Origin of the sequence: Massilia sp. LMS1-1-1.1 (assembly GCF_040815535.1) — a bacterium.
GTDB classification, from domain to species: Bacteria; Pseudomonadota; Gammaproteobacteria; order Burkholderiales; family Burkholderiaceae_D; genus Janthinobacterium; species Janthinobacterium aestuarii.
Genome location: NZ_JBFPNG010000067.1, coordinates 62,613 through 85,314 on the forward strand (window position 1 = coordinate 62,613; position 22,702 = coordinate 85,314).

Sequence of the window (22,702 nt, forward strand, 5' to 3'; positions counted from 1 at the left end):
ATGAACAGCCGGGGTCGGACCCTAAGGGTCCGACCCCAGTCCTCGCCCTTGGGTTTGACAATGCTTACTGCGGCGCCTTCAGTAAATTGGCTAAAGCCACATACTGCTCCAGCCCCACCGTTTCCGGACGCAGAGTCGGGTCGATGCCGGCCGCCTTGATCTGCTCTTCCGTAAACATGCCGGCCAGGCAGTTGCGGATCACCTTGCGGCGCTGCGAGAAAGCCTTCATGACCACCGCTTCCAGGGTGGCCTGGTCGCAGGCCAGGCGCTCGGCCACGGGGATCATGCGCACGATGGCCGATTCCACTTTCGGCGGCGGGTCGAAGGCCGTCGGCGGCACGATGAACAACAGCGACATCTTGTAGCGCCACTGCAGCATCACGGACAGGCGGCCATACGCCTTGCTGCCCGGCTCGGCCACCATGCGTTCGACCACTTCCTTTTGCAACATGAAATGCTGGTCCTGTACCAGCGGCGCGAAATCCGCCAGGTGGAACAGCAGCGGGCTGGAAATGTTGTACGGCAAGTTGCCGACGATGCGCAGCTTCTGGCCGGCCGGCACGGGGATTTGCGCGAAATCGAATTTCAGCGCGTCGCCCGAATGGATCGTCAGCTTGGCCGGATTGAACGTCTTTTCCAGGCGCACGATCAGGTCGCGGTCCAGCTCGACCACGTGCATCTGCTTCAGATGGCGCAGCAGCTGCTCCGTCATGGCGCCCAGGCCCGGGCCGATCTCGACCATGGCATCGTCCGGCTGCGGCCCGATGGCGGCCGTGATGTCGTCGAGGACGAAGCGGTCATGCAGGAAGTTCTGGCCAAAGCGTTTGCGGGCAACGTGTTTCATAATGTGTTTTCTATTAATGCGGTAAAGCCGGCACAGGCCGGCGGAATCGGTTGAGCAGGCAGCGTCGGGTTAGGCCGTGCCGGCTAACCCGACCTACGCTCTATGCTCGGGTCGGGGTGCTGGCGCGCAGCATGTCGAGTGCCGTTTGCAGCGCTTGCTCCATGCTGTGGCCATCGGCCAGCCCCAGCCCTTGCGCGGCCAGGTCCAGCGCCGTGCCATGGTCGACCGAGGTGCGTATCAGCGGCAAGCCTAGGGTGATATTGATGCCGCGCCCGAAGGTCGCGTATTTCAGCACGGGCAAACCCTGGTCGTGGTACATGGCCAGCACGCAGTCGGCGTCCGCCAGGTATTTGTGCTGGAACAGGGTGTCGGCCGGATAAGGTCCGCGCGCATCGATGCCGCGCGCTTGCGCCGCGGCAATCGCCGGAGCGATGACATCAATTTCCTCGCGTCCCAGATAGCCGCCCTCGCCCGCGTGCGGGTTCAGGCCGGTGACGAGGATGCGCGGCACGGCGATGCCGAATTTCTGTTGCAAGTCCGTCTGGATGATATCGAGGGTGACGGCCAGGCTGTCCATGGTGATGGCAGCGGACACGTCCTTCAACGGCAGGTGCGTGGTGGCCAGCGCCACGCGCAGGGTCGGTTCGCCATGGCCGGGTTCGCCGGCCAGCATCATCACCACTTGCGGCGTGCCGGTTTTTTCTGCCAGGTATTCCGTATGGCCGGAAAAGGCCACGCCGGCGTCGTTGATCGTGCTCTTTTGCAAGGGTGCCGTGACCATGGCGCCAAACCAGCCGGCCTGAATACCTTCCACGGCCGCGTCCAGGGTGGCGAGCACGGAACGCCCGTTTTCCTTGTCCAGCACACCGGGGATGACATTGTTCACGGTGGGAATATCGATCACGGCCAGGCGGCCGGGTCCGAACTGGGGCAAGCCACTGTTGCGCACGGCTTGCAGCGACAGCGCCGCCAGGCGGATGTCCGGGTCGATCAGGCTGGCCGTCAGCGCCAGGAAGGCGGCGTCGCCCAGCAGGATGCAGTTGACCTCATGCCGCATGGCCCAGGCGGCGCGGATGGAAATTTCCGGGCCGACACCGGCCGGTTCGCCACAAGTAATGGCGATGGCCGGACGGCGGGCAACAGGCAAGTTACTCATGCGCAATCAGTCAGCAGCATTACTGGTCGTCCGCGCGGAATTCGACGTAAGCACGGTCGCGCACTTCGCGCGCCCAGTTTTCCGTCGCTTCTTCCAGCTTGCGTTCGCGCAAGGCGTTGCGTGCGGCAGCGCGCTGCTTCTCTTTCGAGACGTCATCGCTCTTGCGTTCCAGCACTTCGATCAGGTGGAAGCCAAAGCTCGATTCGATCGGCTCGCTCACTTCGCCCGGTTTCAGCGCATTCATCGCCGTTTCAAATTCCGGCACGGTGTCGCCTGGATACAGCCAGCCCAGGTCGCCGCCCTTGGCCGCGGAACCGTCGTTCGAGAACAAACGGGCCAGGTCTTCGAACTTGGCGGCCTTGTTGTCGAGACGCTCTTTCAGTTCCAGCAATTTACGCTTGGCTTCGGCCGCCGACAGGGTTGGCGTCACTTTCAGCAGGATGTGGCGGGCATGCGTCTGCTGCACGGCGGCGACGGCTTGCGCCTCGGCAGCGCTGCGGCGGTCCACCAGTTTCAGAATATGGAAGCCCGTATTGCTCTTGATGATAGGCGTGATCTGGCCCGGCTTCAATTTCAGCAATTGCTCCGTGAACAGGGGCGGCAGGCGGTCGCTATTGCGCCAGCCGATATCGCCGCCGCTCAGCGCATCGCTGGCGTCGGAATAGGTGGCGGCCATCTTGGCGAAATCGGCGCCCGTGCGCAGCTGGCGGCTGACTTCTTCGGCGCGCGCGCGGCGCGCGGCGATCTGTTCGGGGCTCGAGTTTTCCGGAATGCGCACGAGAATTTGCGCCAGGTTCAGCTCCACCTGTTCGCTGGCTGCCGCTTTTTCCGCTGCCAGGAAGTTATCCACTTCGGAATCGGAAATCTGGATCTTGGCGTCGACTTCATGCTCGCGCAGGCGCTGCATGATGATTTCATCGCGGATTTCTTCGCGGAAGGTGGCAAACGGCGTGCCTTCTTTTTCCATCTGGTTGCGCAGCTCTTGCACCGTCATCTTTTGCTGTTCAGCAATACGGCCAATCGCACGGTCCAGGGTCAGGTCATCCACGCGGACGCCCATCTCCTTGGCCAGCTGCATCTGTGCGCGCTCGACAATCATGCGCTCGAGCAATTGACGACGCAGGTCGGCCGGATCGGGCAAGGGCACGTTCTGCGCCTTCATGCGCTGCTCTACGCTCTTGATACGGGCCGCCACTTCATTGCGCGTGATCACATCGTCATTGACGACGACGGCGATGGAGTCGATGGTCTGGCCATTGCTCGACGCGGGCGGCGTGAAGCCCTTGACCGGCGCTGGGGCAGCGGCGGCGGGCTTGGCCGCAGGAGCTGGCGCAGCCTGTTGCGCCCAGACACTACTGGTCGTGGCGCCGGAAATGGCGCACAACAAAACCGTTGCAATTTTGAGTTGGTGCATACTGGCATTACGCATAATGTGTAGAGCGCTCATGAGTTCAGGTGAATAAAAAAACCGGTTTGTGCCAGCGCCGGGAACACCGGCGGCGGCAACGGAGCCTATCTTAACGGAGTGGCTGGCTCAATGTCTGGTAACCGGGGATGGTTTTTGTAAAAGTTTCCAGGCCATTCGCGCCCAAGCCCAGGCCATTCGACAAACCCGTCAATTCCAGCTGGAAGAAGATCGGCGTCGAGACAGTCTTGGTCGTCGTCACGAAACGCTGCGCGCCCATGCGGAACACCCAGCAGTCGCCCTTGTATTCGAGGCCGACCAGGCTTTCCAGCATGCTGCGATCCTTGATGGAGTAACTGATGCGGCCCACGCCATACAGCCGGTCCGTCAACGGCCATTGCGTCGACACTTCGGCATTACGCAGGACGTCACGCTGAAAACGGTTACTGAAATTCAATACCTTCTTCGGCCCTGGCTGATATTGCAAGGTGTAGTTGTAGCTCATCAGGCGGCGATCGCTGGGATTGTACTGCACCAGGCTGTCGGCGGTCCAAGTCTCGGACACGCGGCCCGTTGCGGCCAGCAGGATATCCGAACGCGACTGATTGACGGGCGTCGTCGAATTGAGCTGCACGCGCTGGTCGGCAAAATAGAAACGCTGGCCGAAAGTCAGGCGCATGCGCTCCGTGCCGTCCGACTGCAAGAAGCGCGAGACGACGGCGGCCGTGACCTGGTTGGCGTCGCCGATGCGGTCGCTGCCGACAAAACGGTTTTCCGTGAAGATCTGCGTCAGGTTGAACGTGCCATCGGCCGTATCGAAGTTCGGAAACTGCGACTGGTCGCGGTACGGCGTGTAGACGTAGAACAGGCGCGGCTCCAGGGTTTGCGTGCCGCCCTTGGCGCCAAACAGATTCGAGTCGCGTTCAAACACCAGGCCGCTGTCGACCGAGAAAGTCGGCACGGCGCGCGTAAACGAGGTCGTCTTGAACAGCAGCGCCTTGGTCCGGGCGTCATTGTCGAGCTGATACGCGCTGGCATTGAGCATCAGCTTGGGCGTGATGAAGTAGCCAGGGCGCATGATGGGGAAACTCACCTGCGGCACGGCCACAAAGCGCGAGCCTTGCACCTGTGTCGGATGTGCGAAGCGTGTCGCCTCCGCGTCGAAGGTCCAGTCGAAACCGCCCCAGACGTCATATTTTCCAGCGTGGAAGTTCACCGTCGGCAAGCGGTCATACGGGCGCGGCACGACCACGCTGGGATCGGGATCCTGCAGCACCTGGTAATTCTGCACGCGCGCCGTCAGGCTCCAGTCCTCGGTGCGGTAATCGGTGCGCAATTCGCGCAGCAACTGGCGCTCGGTGGCGGTGGCGACGGTTTTCGAAAAATCGTTCGGGTAATTATTGTCGGACGCCTCGCGCAAATCCCAGCTGTAAGTCCAGCCCTTGGCCAGCGCCTGCTCATGCTTGGACTTGATCAGGTAGCGGTTGGTCTTGGTTTGCTTGTCGTTAGGTAAAAACTCGAACGACGTTTCACCGCCGTACAAGCCGGCATCCGTCTCGCCCATGTAGCGCCCCGTCGCACCGAGCTGGATACCGCGCCGCTGGATGTAGCGGGGGAACAGGGTCAGGTCACGGTTCGGCGCGATGTTCACGTAATACGGCATCAGCAGCTCGAAACCGTTCTTCGAAGCAAAGCCCGGCGTGGGCGCCAGCCAGCCCGAGCGGCGCGCACCCGACAACGAAAACGAGATGCCCGGCGTGCCCAGGATCGGCACGTCCTTGAAATAGATGATGGTCTTGCTGCCGGTGCCCACGTCGCGGCCCGTATCGAGGTTCAAGGTGCTCGATTTCAGGTACCAGTCCGGATTCGGCCCTTCACAGGTACTGTACGTGCCGTCGATAACATTCGCTTCGTCGGGATTGATGAAGTCGACGCGCTCGGCCTTGCCCTGGCCGCCGCCCACTGCGAAGCGATACGTCGGATTGAGCAGGAAACCCTTGCCGGTATCCATGTTCAGTTTCAGGACGTCACCCGTGTAGTAATCGCCGAAACGCCACATCTTGATATGGCCCTCGGCGTCGAACTGATCTTCAACTTGTTTGTAACAAGCTGTATCGGCCGTCATTTTTGTGGTTTTTCCGCGCTCAATCACGACATTCTGGTCGAGATTGATCTCTCTTTCCGGTCGTCCGTTCATGCTGTTCGCCGTCATGACGGTGGGCGCGTCGGGATCTTCCACATGCACGGGACGCGGTGCTTTCTGGGCGTGGACAGGCACCGTCGTGGCGGCGACGAGCGCGCTGATGGCGAAAGCCCAGCGCTGCGAAGGGGGGGAGGCCGAAAACCAGCTCATGAATTGGAAGGGGCAAGCACCATTGACAGGCGATTTTTTGATTTGAATCCCTTATTATATGGGAATCTGTGCGACACGCCTTAAAGCTCGGGTAGCTGGCCCCGGTCGCAACGTAGCAGTAACGGCTAGCAGCGCAGGAACTGCGCAGGCAAATCACTGGTTTACCAGTGATAAAACAGTGAGGGGCTCCCCGGAGTACCCATTCTTGGCAAGACAAGACACGCTGCGAGAACGTGGCTTGTCAGTCTTATACGCCCGCCGCATCACCGGCGAGTAGATATCCCTTTGCCTGTTTTTGTTTACACAAAACATTGAAACTGTAGTTTATTTGCAAAGCTTGTAGATATTTTACATTTGCTTACAATTTTCTATATTTCAACAGTTTTCTGCAAGACTCGGTTTTCTCTCAGCCGAGTCATACCCGAGTGAAACTCTTCGATATCTTGTCATGCTTCAGTGTTGCAACTGCTGCCATGACCGGATGTACGACCATCTGTCACCTACTTGAGTGTGCGTCGCCGGTAACGGCGGGGTGCAAAGCCTCAGGGACAACGTACCCCCATTCTTTTTCGGCAGCCCGGCGTGCGAACGCTTGGCTGGAGACTGCGAGCAGCGATGCGGTCCAGGGGCTAGGTGAGTGCTGCAAGGGCAATGTTATGTGAACCATCGCTTGAACCCTCGTAAATATTAATAGGCCAAAGCTGCTGACAGGCCTAAACCAAACGGTACGTGGCTGGTTATCTCCGTGGATTCTGGGGATACGTCGTCATTCAGCCACCGGGGGAAAGATGGGCCCTAAACAGCCAGTCGCGATGTAGCTGTCGCGTCGATATCGTTGGGAACGTGGTAAGCCCGATTCCCTGCCGCTCGATCAAAGAACCGAGATAGCGGCAAGCAAACCGCAAGGCACGCCCTTGGGGGAGCGGGTAGAGGAGGATGGAGAAAGCGAATGCCGGGCTGTAATGGTCCGGATAGGGATTCAAGATTTGTCCCGGCCTGAAAGGGTGCCCACTTCCATCTGGTGTAATAGTCGTCATACGACTGTACTGGCTCCAGGCAGTCATCATTTTCAACCACCCCGAAGGGATGCAGCTCACCCTTCGGGGATGCGCTGTGTCTCGTCGGAGCAACTACACGAGGTTCAGCATGAAAGTAACCGCCAGCAGTCTTGCCGGTTCTGCGTCCTCGCACGTGCCAACCGAATGGGTCGCCATCAACTGGCGGCTCGTACAACGCAACGTGAGAGCCATGCAGCATCGATTAACGAAGGCTACACAGGAAGGCGACTGGCGCAGGGCGAAAGCGCTGCAAAGGTGGCTAACCCACTCGTTCAGCGCGAAGGCGCTGGCAGTCAAACGAGTGACAGAGAATCAAGGCAAACGAACCGCAGGCGTGGACCAGCAGTTGTGGGACTCAGCAACGCAGAAGTTCGCTGCCATTGCGCAGTTGAAGAAACAAGGCTATCGGCCCCTGCCATTACGGAGGGTCTTTATTCCCAAGTCAAATGGAAAGATGCGCCCACTGGGCATCCCTACCATGCGGGACCGGGCGATGCAGGCGCTTCACCTGCTGGCATTGGATCCGGTCTTGGAAACGCTGAGTGATCCCAACTCATACGGGTTTCGCAGAAATCGCTCAACGGCCGATGCGATGTCGCAAATTTTTCTCCAGACCTGCCGGAAAGTCTCGGCAACCTGGGTGTTGGATGCGGATATCGAAGGTTTTTTCGACAATATCAACCATCAATGGCTGGTCGACAATGTCTTCATGGACAAGTCGATCCTGTCTAAATGGCTGAAATCCGGGGTAATTGACCGGAAGCAATTGATGGCAACCACAGCTGGAACGCCACAGGGCGGCATCATCAGCCCTGCCCTTGCGAATTGGACGTTGAACGGGCTGGAGACTGAACTGATTGCGCACCTCGGTGCGAAATTCGGCAAGTCAAAGGCAGGCAAGCTCAAAGTCGGTGTCGTGCGATATGCGGACGATTTTGTCGTTACCAGTGGATCGAAGGAATTGCTGGAAACGGAAATCAGGCCATGGATCGAAGCATTCCTTGCAGTCAGGGGATTGCGACTGTCCAGTGCCAAAACCAAGCTCGTGCACATCGATGAGGGCTTCGACTTCCTGGGGTGGAACTTCCGAAAATATTCCGGGACACTACTCATCAAGCCAAGTAAGAAGAACATGAAAACGTTCTATGAAAAGCTGAGGAAGACGATCAGCGAAAACATCGGGGCGAAGCAGGAGAATCTCATTCGATTGCTAAACCCCATGCTGCGGGGCTGGGCGCAATATCACAGCCCTGTAGTCGCCAAGGAGGCGTTTTCGACGATGGAGTCGCTGCTGTACTGGCGGCTTCGTCGCTGGGCCATGCGCAGGCATCCGAAGAAAACCGACAGTTGGATACGCGACCGATATTGGCGCCCAACCGAGAGTGGAAATCGGGTGTTTGCAGCGGACGTTGTCACAAAGAATGGCAATAAGGCCATAAAGGAACTGTACTCGTTACCAGGTACGGCGATTCTGCGTCACACGAAAATCAAGGGCGGCTATCACCCCTACGATCCGCAATGGGAACTGTACGGCGAAACCCTTCGGCAGGAACGCATGTTGAAAAACATGTCTTACCGGCGTGAGTGGGCCAAGCTCTACCTCGACCAACGTGGCTTGTGCGCTCTGTGTGGATACGAGATGAACATGGAAACCGGATGGCATGACCACCACATGGAATACCGTGTGGCAGGTGGTTCCGAGGCCCTTGGAAATCGCGTATTATTGCACCCAAATTGCCATATAAATGTGCACGCAAACGATTTACACGTTGCGAAGCCGGTCCCTGTATAGGGACTTTTATTATGCTTGAGCCGTGTGCGGTGAAAGTCGCACGCACGGTTCTTAGGGGGGAGAGCTTCCAGCAATGGGGTTCTCCTACCCTCCGCACCATCAACCCGATTCCACAGGCCGCTTAATGTCATTCTCCCCCAATTCCTCCGCCGCGCCGGCCTCCGCCGACGCTCGCCTGACCCTGTTGAAAGCCTGGTTGACCTCGCTTAACCTCGTCGCGCCCGAATCCGCCCGCCCCGCTTCCAGCGATGCCAGCTTCCGCCGCTACTATCGTCTCGATGTGCTGCCAGGCAACACAACATTGCCAGGAAGTACACTGATCGCCATGGATGCGCCGCCCGAGCGCGAAAACGTGCCCGCCTTTGTCAAGGTGGCCGGCTTGCTGAAAGGCGCCGGCGTGTCCGTGCCCGAGATCATCGCGCAAGACCTGGAGCAGGGCTTCCTGCTGCTCTCCGACCTGGGCACGACCACCTATCTCGACGCCCTGAACCACGACAACGCCAGCGTGCTGTACGCCGAAGCGCTGGAATCCTTGATGAAAATCCAGTTGGCCAGCCAACCCGACGTACTGCCCGAATTCGACCGCGCCTTCATCCTGCGCGAAATGAATCTGTTCCCGGAATGGTTTATCGGCAAGCACCTGGGCGCCACCTTGACGGATGTGCAACAAACCCAGCTGGACAAGGTCTTCGAAGCCATCACGGCGAATATCTTGTCGCAGCAGCAAGTATTCATGCACCGCGACTACCATTCGCGCAATTTGATGCACATCAACGATGGCTCCATCCCGAATCCCGGCATCCTCGACTTCCAGGACGCCGTTTTCGGCCCCGTCACCTACGACATCGCCTCGCTGCTGCGCGACGCGTATATCCAGTGGGATGAGGAACTGGTGCTCGACTGGGTGATCCGCTACTGGCAGCGCGCCAAGCAGCTGGGCTTGCCAGTCAATCCCGACATCGACGCCTTCTACCGCGATTTCGAATTCACGGCGCTGCAGCGCCACCTGAAAATCCTCGGCCTGTTCGCGCGCCTGAATTACCGCGACGGCAAGGATCTGTACATGGGCGACCTGCCAACCGTGCTCGATTACGTGCGCAAGACAGCCAACCGCTATACGGAACTCAAGCCGCTGGTGCGTTTACTCGATGCTCTCGAGAACAAAACGCCCCAAGTCGGCTACACCTTCTGAGGACACCGGCCAAAACCTACTGCGCGTCGCGCTTTGCGGCCGGCGATGCTCACCGTACTAGAGTACGGTTGCGCTTCTCGGCCACAAATCACTGCCGCTCGCTACGGTTTTGCCAGGTGTCGCTACTGCAGAATTAACTTATTGTACGGCTCACGCCACGCAACCTTTACCGAACGAAACAGAAAACGAGTCTCACCATGAAAGCCATGATCTTTGCCGCAGGCCGCGGTGAACGGATGCGTCCGCTTACCGATACCTGTCCCAAACCGCTGCTGAAAGTGCGCGGCCGTCCGCTGATCGTCTGGCATGTGCTGAACCTGGTGCGCGCCGGCATCACGGACATCGTCATCAACCATTCGCACCTGGGCCATCTGATCGAGGAAACCGTGGGCGACGGCAGCGCGTACGGCGCGCGCATCGCGTATTCGCCCGAGACCACGCCGCTGGAAACGGCGGGCGGCATCGCGCAAGCGCGCCACTTGCTGGGCGAGGAACCGTTCCTCGCCATTTCCGGCGACATCTATTGCCCGTATTTCGATTTCAAGCAGGTGCTCGACGTGCTGGCCGACAAGGATGTGCTGGGCACGCCGTACCCGGCCGACCAGCGCGATATCGCCTGGGCCTATCTGGTGCCCAATCCCGACTTCCACCCGAAGGGCGACTTCGGCCTGACCTTGTTCGCGATCAACAATACGGACGACACCAGGTGGACCTTCGCCAATATCGGCGTGTACCGTCCTGAAATGTTCGACGGCATCACGCCCGGCAGCCACGCCAAACTCGGAGATTTGCTGCGCCGGTATGCGGACCAGGGCCGCGTGGGCGGTGAAGTCTATACCGGCGAGTGGACCAATGTGGGTACGCCGGCACAGCTCGACACGCTCAATGGCGTGGCAGCGAAGGCGCCTGCGGCATGATGGCCAATTACGCGGCACGGCGCGCGGCGCTGCTGGCGCAGATGCTGCCGGGCAGCGTCGCCATCCTCGCCACGGCGCCCGAAGTGCCGCGCAACAGCGATTGCGATTATCCATATCGCCACGACAGCTATTTCTATTACCTGAGCGGTTTCACGGAACCCGACAGCGCCGTGGCCCTGGTGGCCGCCAGCGCCACGGCGCCCGCGCGCGCCATCCTGTTTTGCCGCGCCAAGAACACGGAGCGCGAAATCTGGGACGGTTTCCGCCACGGCCCCGAAGCGGCCCGCGCCAGCTTCGGTTTTGACAGCGCCTTCCCCATCGAGGAACTCGACGTGGAAATGACACGCCTGCTGGCCGACGCCCCCGCCATCTACCATGCGCTGGGCGGCAGCCTCGATGCACAGGTCAAGGTGTGGCGAAACAATGTGCGGCAAAAGGCCCGCAGCGGCGTCACGGCGCCCGCCATCGCGCATGACATCCATGGCATGCTCGACGCCATGCGCCTGCTGAAAGACACGGAAGAACAAAACCTGATGCGCCGCGCGGCCGCCATTTCCAGCGCCGCCCACGTGCGCGCCATGCGCGCCACGCGTCCCGGCATGCACGAATATGCGCTCGAAGCGGAGCTGCTGTACGAATTCCGGCGCAGCGGCGCGCAGTTCCCCGCGTATTCCTCCATCGTGGCCGGCGGCGGCAACGCCTGCATCCTGCACTACAGCGCCAATAACGCGGTCCTGCAAGACGGCGAGCTGGTATTGATCGACGCCGGCTGCGAACTCGATGGCTACGCCTCGGACATCACGCGTACCTGGCCCGTCAACGGCCGTTTCAGCGGCCCGCAGCGGGCGCTGTATGAACTGGTGCTGGCCGCGCAGCAAGCGTCGCTGGACATGGTGCGCCCCGGCTTGCCGCACAGCGCCATCCACGAAGCGGCCGTGCAGGTGCTGGCGCAGGGCATGCTGGACCTGGGTTTGCTGGACCGGCAAAAAAGCGGCGGTGTGCAGGACGTCATCGCCGACAAGAGCTATATGCCCTTCTACATGCACGGCACCAGCCACTGGCTGGGCATGGACGTGCACGACGTGGGCGCCTACCGCGACACGGATACCCCCGGCAAGCCGTGGCGCGCGCTCGAAGCGGGCATGGTGCTGACGGTGGAACCGGGCATCTATGTGCGCCCCGGCGCGGGCGTGCCGGAGCAGTTCTGGCATACGGGCATCCGCATCGAAGACGATGTGCTGGTCACGCCGCAAGGCCATGAAGTCTTCAGCACGGCGCCCACGAGCGTCGCTGAAATCGAACAACTGATGTCACAGGATTAACGCCGCCGCATGCATACACCGCCCACTTTCGATCTCGCCATCTGCGGCGCCGGCCCCGTCGGCATGGCGCTGGCCGCCCTGCTGGTACAGCGCGGCAGCCGCGCCGCCGGCATCGTCCTGCTCGACGCCAAATCCATCGAACAAGCGAGGCGCGATCCGCGCACCATCGCCCTGTCGCACGGCAGCCGCCAGATTCTCGAGGAAGCGGGCGCCTGGCCCGTGGAAGCGACACCGATCCATCAAATCCACGTCTCGCGCCGCGGCCAGTTCGGGCGCAGCCTGATGGACCGCAGCGAACATGGCGTCGAAGCGCTCGGTTATGTGGCCCGTTACGGCGCCGTCGTCAGTTCGCTGGCCGACGTATGCGAGCGCCTGGGCGTGGCCAGCCTGCGCCCGGCGCTGATGACAGGCAGCGTGGAGGATGGCGATGGCGTCAGCGTGCAGATCGACCAGGCCGGTGCCGCGTCGAGCTTGCGCGCCAGCCTGCTGGTGCAAGCCGAGGGTGGCCTGTTCGGCCAGCAGCCGGAACGGACCGTCAGCCGCGACTATGGCCAGAGCGCCATCATCGCCCATGTGCGCACAAGTGCTCCCATCGCGCACCGCGCGTATGAGCGCTTCACCGACGAAGGCCCGCTGGCCCTGCTGCCGCAGGACGACGGCTACGCGCTCGTATGGTGCGTGCCGCCCACGCGCGCCGAGCAATTGCTGGCGCTGGACGACGCTGCCTTCCTGGCCCGCCTGGGCGCCGCCTTCGGCAGCCGCCTGGGACGCTTTACGCATACGACGCCACGCTTGGCCTATCCGCTGGGCCTGAACGCGCAGGCGAACGGCACGGCGCGCACGGTCGCCATCGGCAATGCGGCGCAAACCCTGCACCCGGTGGCGGGACAGGGCTTGAACCTGGGCTTGCGCGACGCCGCCGTGCTGGCCCGCGTGCTGGCGCAGGACGGCAGTCCGGCCGGGCTGGAACGCTACGCCAGCCTGCGCCAGACCGACCGGGGGCTGACCGTGCGCGTCACCGACACCATGGCGCGCATCTTCACGGGCAGCGCCCCCACGCAAGGCTTGCTGGGCCTGTCGCTGGGTTTGCTGGACGTATTTTCCCCTGCACGCAAGGCATTGGCTGGGCTGATGATGTACGGCCGCCGATAAGGCTTAACAATAAGGAAAGAGCTGGGGCAAAAAAGAAACAGGGAACATATCCGGCATGGAATAAACGGCCCGCGGATGCGACAATGGCTGTCACCTGGCTTTTGGCGACCGTTCCATGACAGATGTATTGCCCGCAGCACCGCCTGCCGCTCTTCCTGAAGTGCTCTTTTCCCGCCTGCTGGAAGACGCCCTCGACGCCGTCATCATCATCGACGAGCATTGCCGCATCCGCTATATCAATGGCGCCATGCAGGCATTGTCGGGCTATGCGAGCGGGGAATTGCTGGGCCAGACCTTGAACGGCCTGCTGCCAGACGCCGTCGGCGCGCAGCACGACAACCACGTGATCAATTACATCCGCAGCTCGCGCACGTCCAGCGTGCTGGGCAAGATACGCGAATTCGCCATCCGCCACCGCGACACGCAGATGATCCCCATCGAAATGAAGGCGATGGACCTGGGCGTGGTCGACGGCATCCGCTATTTCGGCGCCTTCTTGCTCGACGTGCGCGAACGGCGCGAACTGGCGGCAAAGAACGCCAGCCTGCTAGCGCAGCTGGAACAGCAGGCGCTGCACGATGCGCTGACGTCGCTGCCGAACCGGCGCGCGTATGAAGCGCAAGCCGAGCAGGCGATGGCGCGCGCGGCGCGCAGCGGCGCCGCCCTGACCGTGGGCGTGGCCGACCTCGACCATTTCAAGAAGATCAATGACCGCTACGGCCATGCCGTGGGCGACGCCGTACTGCGCACGGTGGCGCAGGCGCTGCGCGACACGGGACGCATCACCGACGTGGCGGCGCGCCTCGGTGGCGAGGAATTCGGCCTGCTGTTCCCCGACGCCAGCCTGCAGCAGGCGCATAGGGTGGCCGAACGCATCCGCGCCGCCGTGGCCGCCGCCATCACGCCGTTGCCCGATGGCGGCGAACTGCAGGTGACCATCAGCATCGGCGTGGCGTCCCTGACGGCCGGCGCCACCCTGGATGCGGCCATGTCCGATGCCGACAAGGCCCTGTACGCGGCCAAGCACCAGGGCCGCAACAAGGTCGTGGCGGCCCAATAAAAACGGCCCGCGCAAGGCGGGCCGTGCGGTCGCAGCAAACAGCGTTTATTCGACGGCCTTGAGCATATCCTCGATCACCTTCTTCGCATCGCCAAACACCATCATCGTGTTCGGCTGGTAGAACAGGTCGTTGTCCAGGCCCGCATAGCCGGACGCCATCGAACGCTTGTTGACGATGATGCTCTTGGCTTTATACGCTTCCAGAATCGGCATGCCGGCGATCGGCGATTTCGGATCTTTCGCCGCCGGGTTGACGACGTCGTTCGCGCCCAGCACCAGCACCACGTCCGTCTGGCCGAATTCGCCGTTGATGTCCTCCATCTCGAAGACCTGGTCGTACGGCACTTCCGCCTCGGCCAGCAGCACGTTCATGTGGCCCGGCATGCGCCCCGCCACGGGGTGGATCGCATACTTGACGGTGATGCCCTTGTGCGTGAGCTTTTCCACCAGTTCCTTCAACGAGTGCTGTGCGCGCGCCACGGCCAGGCCGTAGCCGGGCACGATGATGACGGTTTCCGCATTGCTCATGATGAAGGCAGCATCGTCGGCCGAACCCGATTTCACGGGACGCTGTTCCTGCGCACCGGCCACACCGGCCGCCGGCGCATCGCCGCCGAAGCCGCCGAGGATGACGTTGAAGAACGAGCGGTTCATCGCCTTGCACATGATGTACGACAGGATCGCGCCAGACGATCCCACGAGCGAACCGGCGATGATCAGCATCGAGTTATTCAGCGAAAAACCGATGCCGGCCGCAGCCCAGCCCGAGTAGCTGTTGAGCATCGACACCACCACCGGCATGTCGGCGCCGCCGATGGGGATGATGATCAGCACGCCCAGCGCAAAGGCGATCAGGGTCATCACGATGAACGGCGTCCACGCCGGTTCGACGCCATCGGCGAAGCAGAACGCCAGGCCCAGTCCCACCATCACCAGCGCCAGCACGAGGTTGAGCATGTGCTGGCCCTTGAAGCTGACGGGCGCGCCCTGGAACAGACGGAACTTGTATTTGCCCGACAGCTTGCCGAAGGCGATCACCGAACCGGAGAACGTGATGGCGCCGACAAAAGTGCCGATGAACAGTTCGAAGCGATTACCGATGGGCAGCGCCTCGCCATGCTTGGCGATATTGAAGGCCCATGGTTCCGACACGGCCGCCACGGCGATACACACTGCGGCCAGGCCGATCAGCGAGTGCATGGCCGCCACCAGTTCCGGCATCTTCGTCATTTCCACGGTTTTCGCCAGGTAGGCGCCGATGGCGCCGCCCGTGACGATGCCGATGATGACGAGGGTCAGGCCCATGCCGCCCGTCTGCTGCTCCTTCAGTTTCAGGATCAGTGCCACGGTGGTGACGGCGGCAATGGCCATGCCGCTCATGCCAAAGGCATTGCCGCGGCGCGCCGTCGATGGCGACGACAGGCCTTTCAGGGCCTGGATGAAGCACACCGAGGCGATCAGGTACATCATCGTCACCAGGTTCATGGTGACGAAGCTCATGGCGTGACTCATTCTTTTGCTCCTTGCTTGGCCTTCGGTTCTTTTTTACGGAACATCTCGAGCATGCGCTGCGTGACGAGGAAGCCGCCGAACACGTTGACGGCGGCCAGCGCCACGGCCAGGGTGCCGGCCACTTGCGCCAGCGGGCCATCGGTCAGGCCGGCCGCCAGCATGGCGCCGACGATGATGATGGCGGAAATGGCATTGGTGACGGCCATCAGCGGCGTATGCAGCGCCGGCGTGACGGTCCAGACGACGTGGTAGCCGACATAAATGGCCAGCACGAAGATGATCAGGTTGGTGATGGTATGACTGATTTCCATGATGTTGTTCTCTCCGGCGCCGCGTTATTTTCTGAGGATGTCATTGCCTGCGCAAACCAGGCTGGCCTTGATGATTTCATCCTCGCGGTCGATCAGCAATTGATCGTCCTTGTCGATGATGAGCTTCAAGAAGTCCAGCACGTTGCGCGCATACAGGGCCGAAGCGTCGGCCGCCACCAGGGTGGCCAGGTTCGGCTCGCCCACGATGTAGACGCCGTGCTTGACCACGGTCTTGCCCAGTTCCGACAGCGGGCAATTGCCGCCCTGCTCGACGGCCAGGTCGACGATGACGGAGCCCGGTTTCATGGCTTTCACCGTTTCTTCGGAGATCAGCACGGGCGCGGCGCGGCCGGGAATCAGCGCGGTGGTGATGATGATGTCGGCCAGTTTCGCCCGTTCGTGCACGAGTTCGGCCTGGCGGCGCATCCAGTCGGCCGGCATGGCGCGCGCATAGCCGCCCGAACCCTTGGCGATCTCTTTTTCTTCCTCGGTGAGGAAAGGCACGTCGAGGAACTTGGCGCCCAGGGACTCGACTTGTTCCTTGACGGGCGGGCGCACGTCGGACGCTTCGATGACGGCGCCCAGGCGCTTGGCCGTGGCGATCGCCTGCAGCCCTGCCACGCCCACGCCCATGATCAGCACGCGGGCCGCCTTGACGGTGCCGGCCGCCGTCATCAGCATCGGCATGAAGCGCTGGTAGGTATTCGCGGCCACCAGCACGGCCTTGTAGCCGGCGATGTTCGCCTGCGAGGACAGCACGTCCATCGACTGCGCGCGCGTGATGCGCGGCACGGCTTCCAGGGCGAAGGCGGACAGGCCGGCCGTGGCCATGGCGGCGATATTGTCCGCGTCAAACGGGTTGAGCATGCCGATCAGCACCGTGCCGCTGGCCATCAGGGCCCGTTCATCGGCATCGGGCGCGCGCACCTTGAGCACGATGGCGCAGCCATAGGCTTCCTGGGCCGTGCCGATCTGCGCGCCGGCGGCGGCATAGGCGTCGTCGGGAATCGAGGCTTGCAGGCCCGCTCCGGACTGCACGACGACTTGATGCTTGGCTGCCAGCTTCTTGACTGTCTCGGGCGTTGCCGCCACCCGCGTTTCACCAGGCCGTGTTTCGGCCGGTATGCCTATCCTCATGATGCCTCCGCTAATTGATAAACTGACTAGAATCTAACACGGAAAGCAGCGCGTTAAACGTTTGTGAAGCAGCAACTTTTAGTCGTACGACACTAATTTACCCGTAATACCAATCCTTGTTCCGCCATGCGGTATGGCGACCATATTGTGGGAAAGGTGTGTCAATCTCACCACAGTCGAGCACGTGTGCGCGCTTGTTTTGACCACAGGGAAAGCCTATATTAGCGGGCGCTTCCTGCCATCTTGCCAACTAAGCCCCCCATGCTAGTGCGCTCCCCGGGAAAGACGTAAGTACCTCCCACAGCTATTTGCTAAAACGTTGTCATTTATCAATATGTCCGCGCAACAAAAGGCCGGCTTCAAACCGCGCGCGCAGAACAAGATAAAATGTCGGCTCTTTCAAGGATGGAATCATGCCGAGAATCTGGAAACCCTCTGTCACCGTTGCCGCCATCGTCGAACGCGACGGCCTGTTTTTACTGATTGAAGAAGAGACCAGCGAAGGCATCAAGATCAATCAACCGGCCGGCCACCTCGACCCGTTCGAGTCGCTGGAACAGGCGGTGATCCGCGAAACGCTGGAAGAAGCGGCTTACGATTTCATCCCCACGGCACTGGTCGGCATGTACATGTCGCGCTATCAGTCGTTGCGCACGGGCGAGGACGTGACCTATCTGCGCTTCACCTTTTGCGGCACGGCCGGCGCCGAGCATGACCGCCCGCTGGACGAAGGCATCATCCGCACCTTGTGGATGACGCGCGACGAGCTGGCGGCGTGCCAGGAGCGCCACCGCAGCCCGCTGGTGCTGCAGTGCGTGGACGAATACCTGGCTGGCCGGCGCGCGCCGCTGGCCCTGCTGCACACGCATGCGTCCGTTTTCAATAGCGCATAGCAATACGCATTGCCATATTATTAAAGTACACTGGAAAGCAAGATGAGCAAGAAGAAAGTCGTTATCGGCATGTCGGGCGGGGTCGATTCCTCGGTCGCGGCATGGATGCTGAAGGAACAAGGCTATGAAGTCATCGGCCTTTTCATGAAAAACTGGGAAGATGACGACGATTCGGAATACTGCTCCACGCGCCAGGACTGGATCGACGCGGCCAGCGTGGCCGACGTCATCGGCGTCGATATCGAAGCCGTCAATTTTGCCTCCGAATACAAGGATCGCGTGTTCGCCGATTTCCTGCGCGAATACCAGGCCGGCCGCACGCCGAACCCGGACGTACTGTGCAACGCCGAAATCAAGTTCAAGGCCTTTCTCGACCACGCCATGACCCTGGGCGCCGACCTGATCGCCACCGGCCACTACGCGCGTGTGCGCCAGGCGCCGACCGATGCAGGCCGTTATGAACTGCTCAAGGCGGTCGACGCCAGCAAGGACCAGAGCTACTTCCTGCACCGCTTGAACCAGGCGCAGTTGTCTAAAACTTTATTCCCGCTCGGTGAAATCCCGAAAACGGAAGTGCGCCAGATCGCCGAGAAACTGGGCTTGCCGAACGCGCAAAAGAAGGATTCGACGGGCATCTGCTTTATCGGCGAGCGCCCGTTCCGCGAATTTTTGAACCGCTACCTGTCGTACAAGCCGGGGCCGATGAAAACGGCCGACGGCAAGACGGTGGGCGAACACGTGGGACTGAGTTTTTATACCCTGGGCCAGCGCAAGGGCATCGGCATCGGCGGCGTGAAGTCGTACCAGAATGCAGACGGCAGCAGCGACGCCTGGTATGTGGCGCGCAAGGATATCGCCAACAACACCCTGTGGGTGGTGCAGGGTCATGACCACCCGTGGCTGCTGTCGCCATCCCTGACGGCCGACCAGGCCAGCTGGGTAGCCGGCACGGCGCCGCAGGCGGGCGCCTTGAGCGCCAAGACGCGCTACCGCCAGGCCGACGTGGCGTGCCAGCTGCTACCGGATGGGAATGAACACTTCAGCCTGGCCTTCGACCAGGCGCAATGGGCCGTCACGCCGGGCCAGTCGGCCGTGCTGTACGACGGCGACGTGTGCCTCGGTGGCGGCATCATCGCCAGCGCGACGGGCCTGGCTGGCGTCTAACTATTGCCCTGCGCGGCGGCGGCAAGCGCCTGCTGCTGCTTGCGCACCATGGCAATCACCGTATTGCGCACGGTTTTCAGGACCGTGTCGGCCATGAACGGTTTCACGATAAAGCCCGACACGCCCATGGCGAGGGCCGCCTGCAGCGAGGCGGCGTCGATGCCGCCCGAGACCATGAAAATAAGCGTCTTCGGATACTGGGCGCGGATGGTTTGCACCACATTGGTCCCGTCTTCCACCTGTTCGCGCGCGATGCAGACGAAATGCGGATGGTGCTTGACCAGCAGCGCCAGCCCCAGCGCGCTCGTATGCGTCTGCCCGCAGACATCGTAGCCGCCATCGGTCAGGACCGTGTTCAGCAGGCCGCGCGCCACGGCGCTGCTATCGATCAGGACTGTCTTTAACATCATGATTTACTTCCCTTGCTTGATTTTCCATTGCGAGTTCCACTCAGAGAGCGCCCATCAAAATGCTCAGGGCTAGGCGCGTTGCCGAAGGCAGTACGAATGTACGACGAGGCAAGGCAACAACGCCATGAGCTTTTTTTGGGCGCTCTACTTTTCCCACACCAGCTTGTTCCAGGTGACACCCAAGGTCACGTCGGTCTTGAGTTCCACTAACTTTCTTGAAAGATACAGTATTTCCCGCTCTTTTCGCAGGCTTTCGCCCAGCGCGCCCGGTAAAATGCCCGCGCCGGCCATCACGGCGTCAATATTGCCGTAGGCGCGCAACAGTTTTGCGCCCGTCTTCAGGCCGATCTTCGACACGCCGGGGATGCTGTCGGTGACGTCTCCCATCAGCGCCAGCAGGTCGGGCAGCAGTTCCGGCGGCACGCCGAACTTTTTCTCGACCCAGGCGTGGTCGTGCCAGACACCCTTGAAGTGGTCCCACACGAGCGCGCCGTGGGCGATCAGACCGTGCAAATCCTTGTCGGTGGTGGCGATGACGGCTGCGCCGCGCCCCTCGTGCAGCCAGCGCATGACGGCCGTGCCGATTACGTCGTCGGCCTCGACCTCGGGAATGCTCACCACGTGCATGCCGAAGCTGGCCAGGGTGGCGTAAAAGCCGGGCAAGGCGTCGCGCAGCACCTGCGGCATGGGCTGGCGTCCCTCGCGGTAACCGGCATACAGGGCGTGGCGCCAGGTGGGGCCGCCGAAATCGAAGGCCGGCAGGATATGCGTCGGCTCGTGGTCGTTGATGAGCGTGCGGAACGACGACAGCGCATGGCGCAGCGCGATCTCCGCCTTCAGGTCGGAATCGGGTTCAGGACTGGCTTCGTAGACGCGGCGTACGATATTCAAGCCGTCGATAGCGAGGAGTCTGGCCATGCGGTAAGTGGATACTGATTGAATTGATCATTTTACCGTATGGAGCAAGCACTATTCCCCGCGAATTCCGCTTGGCAGGTTTTACGCGGCGTAACAACGCCTAACAAAACCGTAGCGAGCGGAAGTGAATTGTGGCTAAGAAGCGCAACCGTACTCAAGTACGGTGAGCATCGCAGGCCGCAAGTCGCGACGCGCAGTAGGTTTGGTTAGGCGTTCTCACTTGGCGAAATCGTAGGGCCCGCCCCGTTCGAGCGCCCGCTGGTAGGCTGGCCGCGCATGGATGCGCTGCAGGAACGCCGTCAGCTTCGGCAGGCGCTCGTCGAGTCCGCCGCGCATGGCCGCTGCTTCCAGCGGAAAGCTCATCTGGATGTCGGCCGCCGTGAATTCATTGCCGGCAAACCATTTGCTGTTCTCCAGCTCCGCTTCCATGTAAGCCAGCTGGCTGTTGATATTGGGCAGGATGAAGCTGCTCTTGACCTTGCTGGCGATGCCGCGCGCGATCGGCTTGACGAAAAACGGCATCGGCGACGATTCGACCTTGTCGAATACCAGCTTCATCAGCAGCGGCGGCATGGCCGAGCCTTCCGCGAAATGCAGCCAGTAGGTCCAGCGCAGCTTCTCCGGCGTGCCCGCCGCCGGGATCAAGCGGCCATTGCCGTAGCGCTCGACCAGATACTCGATGATGGCGCCCGATTCGGCGATGGTGTTGGCGCCGTCCGTAATCACGGGCGACTTGCCCAGCGGGTGGACGGCCTTCAGCGAGGCGGGCGCCAGCATGGTTTTCGGGTCGCGCTGGTAGCGCTTGACCTCGTAGTCGAGGCCCAGTTCCTCGAGCAGCCAGAGCACGCGCTGCGAGCGCGAATTGTTCAGATGGTGGACGACGATCATGGTTTTCCCGTTAGACGATGGTTGAGTTCCAGTATAGCCGGGACGGCCGGATCGGGGCGGCGCAAGGGAATCTGCAAAAAAAATTGCGAAAAACAGTATTTTCAATTGATAACTTTTCAATCTTCCCTTATCTTGTTTTGTTTCCAATAAGTAAGGAAACCCCCTGTGGATTTCGACACCAACAACACCACGCCCAAGCGCGAAGCCATCACCTTCAGCGCCACCGGCAGCGAATACTTCCGAATCTGGATCGTCAACCTGCTGCTGAGCATCGTCACCCTGGGCATTTATTCCGCCTGGGCCAAGGTGCGCCGCAACCGCTATTTCTATTCCAGCACCCACCTGGCTGGCAGCAGCTTCGAATACCACGGCAATGCCGTCGCCATCCTGAAGGGCCGCATCGCGGCCGTGGTATTGATCGGCGGCTACAACATCGCCTTCCAGGTCTCGCCCATCGTCGGCCTGATCATGCTCGTGCTGATGATGGCCGTGCTGCCATGGCTGGTGTGGAAAAGCCTGCAATTCAAGCTGTACAACACCAGCTACCGCGGCATCCGCTTCGGCTTTGACGGCAGCGCCAAAGAAGCCTACAAATACTTCCTGTGGCTGCCCATCCTGAACACCTTCACGGCTGGCCTGATGACGCCGTTCCTGCACCAGCGCCTGAAGCGCTTCCAGCACACGCAAAGCCGCTTCGGCAGCAGCAACTTCAGTTTCGACGCCTCGGTCGGCAGCTTCTACAAAACCTATCTGCTGTTCTTCGCCCTGCTGCTGGCCGGTTTCCTGGTCCTGATCTTTGTCGTCTTCGCCAGCGTCTTCGCCACGTTTGCCGCCGATGCCAACGATGTCACCAAGGCCGGCAGCATCTTCGGCGCCGTGGCCGCCCTGTATGCCTGGGCCTTTGTCGTGCTGCCGCTGTTCCTGACCATGATCCAGAACCTGATCTGGAACCACACGCGCCTGCAGCAGCACCAGTTCCAGTCGCAGCTGACCTGGGGCCGCACCACCTTCATCATGCTGACCAACCTGCTGGGCATCGTCGTCACCCTGGGCCTGTTTTCGCCATTCGCCCACGTGCGCTGGCTGAAGTACCGCCTGGAAGCGACCTCGATGCTGGTGCACGGCAGCCTGGACGCCTTTGTCGCCGCCACCGGAGAGCAGGTGTCGGCCACGGGCGAAGGCATGGTCGACCTGCTGGACTTCGACCTGTCGCTGTAG

General features: G+C 61.3%; 19 protein-coding genes. 9 read left to right on the forward strand and 10 right to left on the reverse strand.

Annotation, left to right across the window (positions count from 1 at the left end):
• Nucleotides 1–64: 64 nt before the first annotated feature.
• From rsmA to MRBLMS1_RS29365, 4 genes are all read right to left on the reverse strand, one after another.
• Nucleotides 65–844, reverse strand: a complete 780-nt coding sequence (rsmA, locus tag MRBLMS1_RS29350) for a 16S rRNA (adenine(1518)-N(6)/adenine(1519)-N(6))-dimethyltransferase RsmA (RefSeq protein WP_139090561.1) — start codon at nucleotides 842–844, stop codon at nucleotides 65–67.
• Between the two features lie 100 nt (nucleotides 845–944).
• Complete coding sequence (gene pdxA, locus MRBLMS1_RS29355; protein WP_485883927.1) at nucleotides 945–2,000, reverse strand: 4-hydroxythreonine-4-phosphate dehydrogenase PdxA; 1,056 nt, start codon at nucleotides 1,998–2,000, stop codon at nucleotides 945–947.
• A gap of 19 nt (nucleotides 2,001–2,019) precedes the next feature.
• Nucleotides 2,020–3,414 (reverse strand): peptidylprolyl isomerase, encoded by a 1,395-nt coding sequence (locus MRBLMS1_RS29360; RefSeq protein ID WP_485883929.1) that lies wholly within the window; start codon nucleotides 3,412–3,414, stop codon nucleotides 2,020–2,022.
• 103 nt (nucleotides 3,415–3,517) lie between these two features.
• Complete coding sequence (locus MRBLMS1_RS29365) at nucleotides 3,518–5,758, reverse strand: LPS-assembly protein LptD (protein WP_485883931.1); 2,241 nt, start codon at nucleotides 5,756–5,758, stop codon at nucleotides 3,518–3,520.
• 1,146 nt (nucleotides 5,759–6,904) lie between these two features.
• On the opposite strand from MRBLMS1_RS29365, the gene ltrA reads away from it, so the two are divergent.
• From ltrA to MRBLMS1_RS29395, 6 genes are all read left to right on the forward strand, one after another.
• On the forward strand, nucleotides 6,905–8,608 hold the full coding sequence (gene ltrA / locus MRBLMS1_RS29370) for a group II intron reverse transcriptase/maturase (protein ID WP_485883933.1): 1,704 nt from the start codon (nucleotides 6,905–6,907) through the stop codon (nucleotides 8,606–8,608).
• A gap of 124 nt (nucleotides 8,609–8,732) precedes the next feature.
• The gene (locus MRBLMS1_RS29375) at nucleotides 8,733–9,800 is read left to right on the forward strand and encodes an aminoglycoside phosphotransferase family protein (protein WP_070302866.1); all 1,068 of its coding nucleotides are present in this window, start codon (nucleotides 8,733–8,735) and stop codon (nucleotides 9,798–9,800) included.
• A 197-nt stretch (nucleotides 9,801–9,997) separates the two neighbouring features.
• Complete coding sequence (gene murU, locus MRBLMS1_RS29380) at nucleotides 9,998–10,717, forward strand: N-acetylmuramate alpha-1-phosphate uridylyltransferase MurU (protein WP_070302865.1); 720 nt, start codon at nucleotides 9,998–10,000, stop codon at nucleotides 10,715–10,717.
• Nucleotides 10,717–12,039 (forward strand): Xaa-Pro aminopeptidase, encoded by a 1,323-nt coding sequence (pepP, locus tag MRBLMS1_RS29385; protein ID WP_485884049.1) that lies wholly within the window; start codon nucleotides 10,717–10,719, stop codon nucleotides 12,037–12,039. The genes murU and pepP overlap by 1 nt, the downstream gene beginning before the upstream one ends.
• Before the next feature lie 9 nt (nucleotides 12,040–12,048).
• Nucleotides 12,049–13,191: a UbiH/UbiF/VisC/COQ6 family ubiquinone biosynthesis hydroxylase gene (locus MRBLMS1_RS29390; RefSeq protein ID WP_070302864.1), complete on the forward strand. Its 1,143-nt coding sequence runs from the start codon at nucleotides 12,049–12,051 to the stop codon at nucleotides 13,189–13,191.
• A gap of 115 nt (nucleotides 13,192–13,306) precedes the next feature.
• The gene (locus MRBLMS1_RS29395) at nucleotides 13,307–14,251 is read left to right on the forward strand and encodes a GGDEF domain-containing protein (protein WP_081368390.1); all 945 of its coding nucleotides are present in this window, start codon (nucleotides 13,307–13,309) and stop codon (nucleotides 14,249–14,251) included.
• A 45-nt stretch (nucleotides 14,252–14,296) separates the two neighbouring features.
• Here MRBLMS1_RS29395 and MRBLMS1_RS29400 read toward each other — a convergent pair whose 3' ends face one another.
• Genes MRBLMS1_RS29400 through MRBLMS1_RS29410 form a run of 3 tightly spaced genes read right to left on the reverse strand, consistent with a single transcriptional unit; the run spans nucleotide 14,297 to nucleotide 17,211 of the window.
• Nucleotides 14,297–15,751, reverse strand: coding sequence for an NAD(P)(+) transhydrogenase (Re/Si-specific) subunit beta (locus tag MRBLMS1_RS29400; RefSeq protein WP_058048033.1), 1,455 nt, complete (start codon nucleotides 15,749–15,751; stop codon nucleotides 14,297–14,299).
• An 8-nt stretch (nucleotides 15,752–15,759) separates the two neighbouring features.
• A complete protein-coding gene (locus MRBLMS1_RS29405) occupies nucleotides 15,760–16,074 on the reverse strand; it encodes an NAD(P) transhydrogenase subunit alpha part 2 (protein WP_034745644.1) in 315 nt (104 codons plus the stop codon).
• 24 nt (nucleotides 16,075–16,098) lie between these two features.
• Nucleotides 16,099–17,211 (reverse strand): Re/Si-specific NAD(P)(+) transhydrogenase subunit alpha, encoded by a 1,113-nt coding sequence (locus tag MRBLMS1_RS29410; protein WP_485883937.1) that lies wholly within the window; start codon nucleotides 17,209–17,211, stop codon nucleotides 16,099–16,101.
• Between the two features lie 413 nt (nucleotides 17,212–17,624).
• Here MRBLMS1_RS29410 and MRBLMS1_RS29415 point away from each other — a divergent pair, with 413 nt between their 5' ends.
• Together MRBLMS1_RS29415 and mnmA are read left to right on the forward strand one after the other, a co-directional pair.
• The gene (locus MRBLMS1_RS29415) at nucleotides 17,625–18,104 is read left to right on the forward strand and encodes an NUDIX hydrolase (protein ID WP_034745637.1); all 480 of its coding nucleotides are present in this window, start codon (nucleotides 17,625–17,627) and stop codon (nucleotides 18,102–18,104) included.
• A gap of 42 nt (nucleotides 18,105–18,146) precedes the next feature.
• Nucleotides 18,147–19,268: a tRNA 2-thiouridine(34) synthase MnmA gene (gene mnmA, locus MRBLMS1_RS29420; protein ID WP_139090553.1), complete on the forward strand. Its 1,122-nt coding sequence runs from the start codon at nucleotides 18,147–18,149 to the stop codon at nucleotides 19,266–19,268.
• On the opposite strand, the gene MRBLMS1_RS29425 is transcribed toward mnmA, so the two are convergent.
• From MRBLMS1_RS29425 to MRBLMS1_RS29435, 3 genes are all read right to left on the reverse strand, one after another.
• Nucleotides 19,265–19,675 carry a response regulator gene (locus MRBLMS1_RS29425; RefSeq protein WP_485884051.1) on the reverse strand — a complete coding sequence of 137 codons (411 nt, stop codon included), beginning with the start codon at nucleotides 19,673–19,675 and terminating at the stop codon, nucleotides 19,265–19,267. The two genes, mnmA and MRBLMS1_RS29425, sit on opposite strands and share 4 nt — an antisense overlap.
• A 147-nt stretch (nucleotides 19,676–19,822) precedes the next feature.
• The gene (locus tag MRBLMS1_RS29430; protein ID WP_034745632.1) at nucleotides 19,823–20,596 is read right to left on the reverse strand and encodes a 5'-3' exonuclease; all 774 of its coding nucleotides are present in this window, start codon (nucleotides 20,594–20,596) and stop codon (nucleotides 19,823–19,825) included.
• A 216-nt stretch (nucleotides 20,597–20,812) separates the two neighbouring features.
• Entirely contained in the window at nucleotides 20,813–21,484 is a 672-nt protein-coding gene (locus tag MRBLMS1_RS29435; RefSeq protein WP_128141681.1) for a glutathione S-transferase, read from the reverse strand.
• Nucleotides 21,485–21,649: 165 nt separating this feature from the next.
• Here MRBLMS1_RS29435 and MRBLMS1_RS29440 point away from each other — a divergent pair, with 165 nt between their 5' ends.
• Entirely contained in the window at nucleotides 21,650–22,702 is a 1,053-nt protein-coding gene (locus MRBLMS1_RS29440) for a YjgN family protein (protein ID WP_485883940.1), read from the forward strand.

What these genes read in the sequence shown, in the direction of transcription:
- rsmA (WP_139090561.1), bottom strand. Translation starts at nt 844, where the DNA reads ATGAAACACGTTGCCCGCAAACGCTTTGGCCAGAACTTCCTGCATGAC.
- pdxA (WP_485883927.1), bottom strand. Translation starts at nt 2,000, where the DNA reads ATGAGTAACTTGCCTGTTGCCCGCCGTCCGGCCATCGCCATTACTTGT.
- MRBLMS1_RS29360 (WP_485883929.1), bottom strand. Translation starts at nt 3,414, where the DNA reads ATGCACCAACTCAAAATTGCAACGGTTTTGTTGTGCGCCATTTCCGGC.
- MRBLMS1_RS29365 (WP_485883931.1), bottom strand. Translation starts at nt 5,758, where the DNA reads ATGAGCTGGTTTTCGGCCTCCCCCCCTTCGCAGCGCTGGGCTTTCGCC.
- ltrA (WP_485883933.1), top strand. Translation starts at nt 6,905, where the DNA reads ATGAAAGTAACCGCCAGCAGTCTTGCCGGTTCTGCGTCCTCGCACGTG.
- MRBLMS1_RS29375 (WP_070302866.1), top strand. Translation starts at nt 8,733, where the DNA reads ATGTCATTCTCCCCCAATTCCTCCGCCGCGCCGGCCTCCGCCGACGCT.
- murU (WP_070302865.1), top strand. Translation starts at nt 9,998, where the DNA reads ATGAAAGCCATGATCTTTGCCGCAGGCCGCGGTGAACGGATGCGTCCG.
- pepP (WP_485884049.1), top strand. Translation starts at nt 10,717, where the DNA reads ATGGCCAATTACGCGGCACGGCGCGCGGCGCTGCTGGCGCAGATGCTG.
- MRBLMS1_RS29390 (WP_070302864.1), top strand. Translation starts at nt 12,049, where the DNA reads ATGCATACACCGCCCACTTTCGATCTCGCCATCTGCGGCGCCGGCCCC.
- MRBLMS1_RS29395 (WP_081368390.1), top strand. Translation starts at nt 13,307, where the DNA reads ATGACAGATGTATTGCCCGCAGCACCGCCTGCCGCTCTTCCTGAAGTG.
- MRBLMS1_RS29400 (WP_058048033.1), bottom strand. Translation starts at nt 15,751, where the DNA reads ATGAGCTTCGTCACCATGAACCTGGTGACGATGATGTACCTGATCGCC.
- MRBLMS1_RS29405 (WP_034745644.1), bottom strand. Translation starts at nt 16,074, where the DNA reads ATGGAAATCAGTCATACCATCACCAACCTGATCATCTTCGTGCTGGCC.
- MRBLMS1_RS29410 (WP_485883937.1), bottom strand. Translation starts at nt 17,211, where the DNA reads ATGAGGATAGGCATACCGGCCGAAACACGGCCTGGTGAAACGCGGGTG.
- MRBLMS1_RS29415 (WP_034745637.1), top strand. Translation starts at nt 17,625, where the DNA reads ATGCCGAGAATCTGGAAACCCTCTGTCACCGTTGCCGCCATCGTCGAA.
- mnmA (WP_139090553.1), top strand. Translation starts at nt 18,147, where the DNA reads ATGAGCAAGAAGAAAGTCGTTATCGGCATGTCGGGCGGGGTCGATTCC.
- MRBLMS1_RS29425 (WP_485884051.1), bottom strand. Translation starts at nt 19,675, where the DNA reads ATGTTAAAGACAGTCCTGATCGATAGCAGCGCCGTGGCGCGCGGCCTG.
- MRBLMS1_RS29430 (WP_034745632.1), bottom strand. Translation starts at nt 20,596, where the DNA reads ATGGCCAGACTCCTCGCTATCGACGGCTTGAATATCGTACGCCGCGTC.
- MRBLMS1_RS29435 (WP_128141681.1), bottom strand. Translation starts at nt 21,484, where the DNA reads ATGATCGTCGTCCACCATCTGAACAATTCGCGCTCGCAGCGCGTGCTC.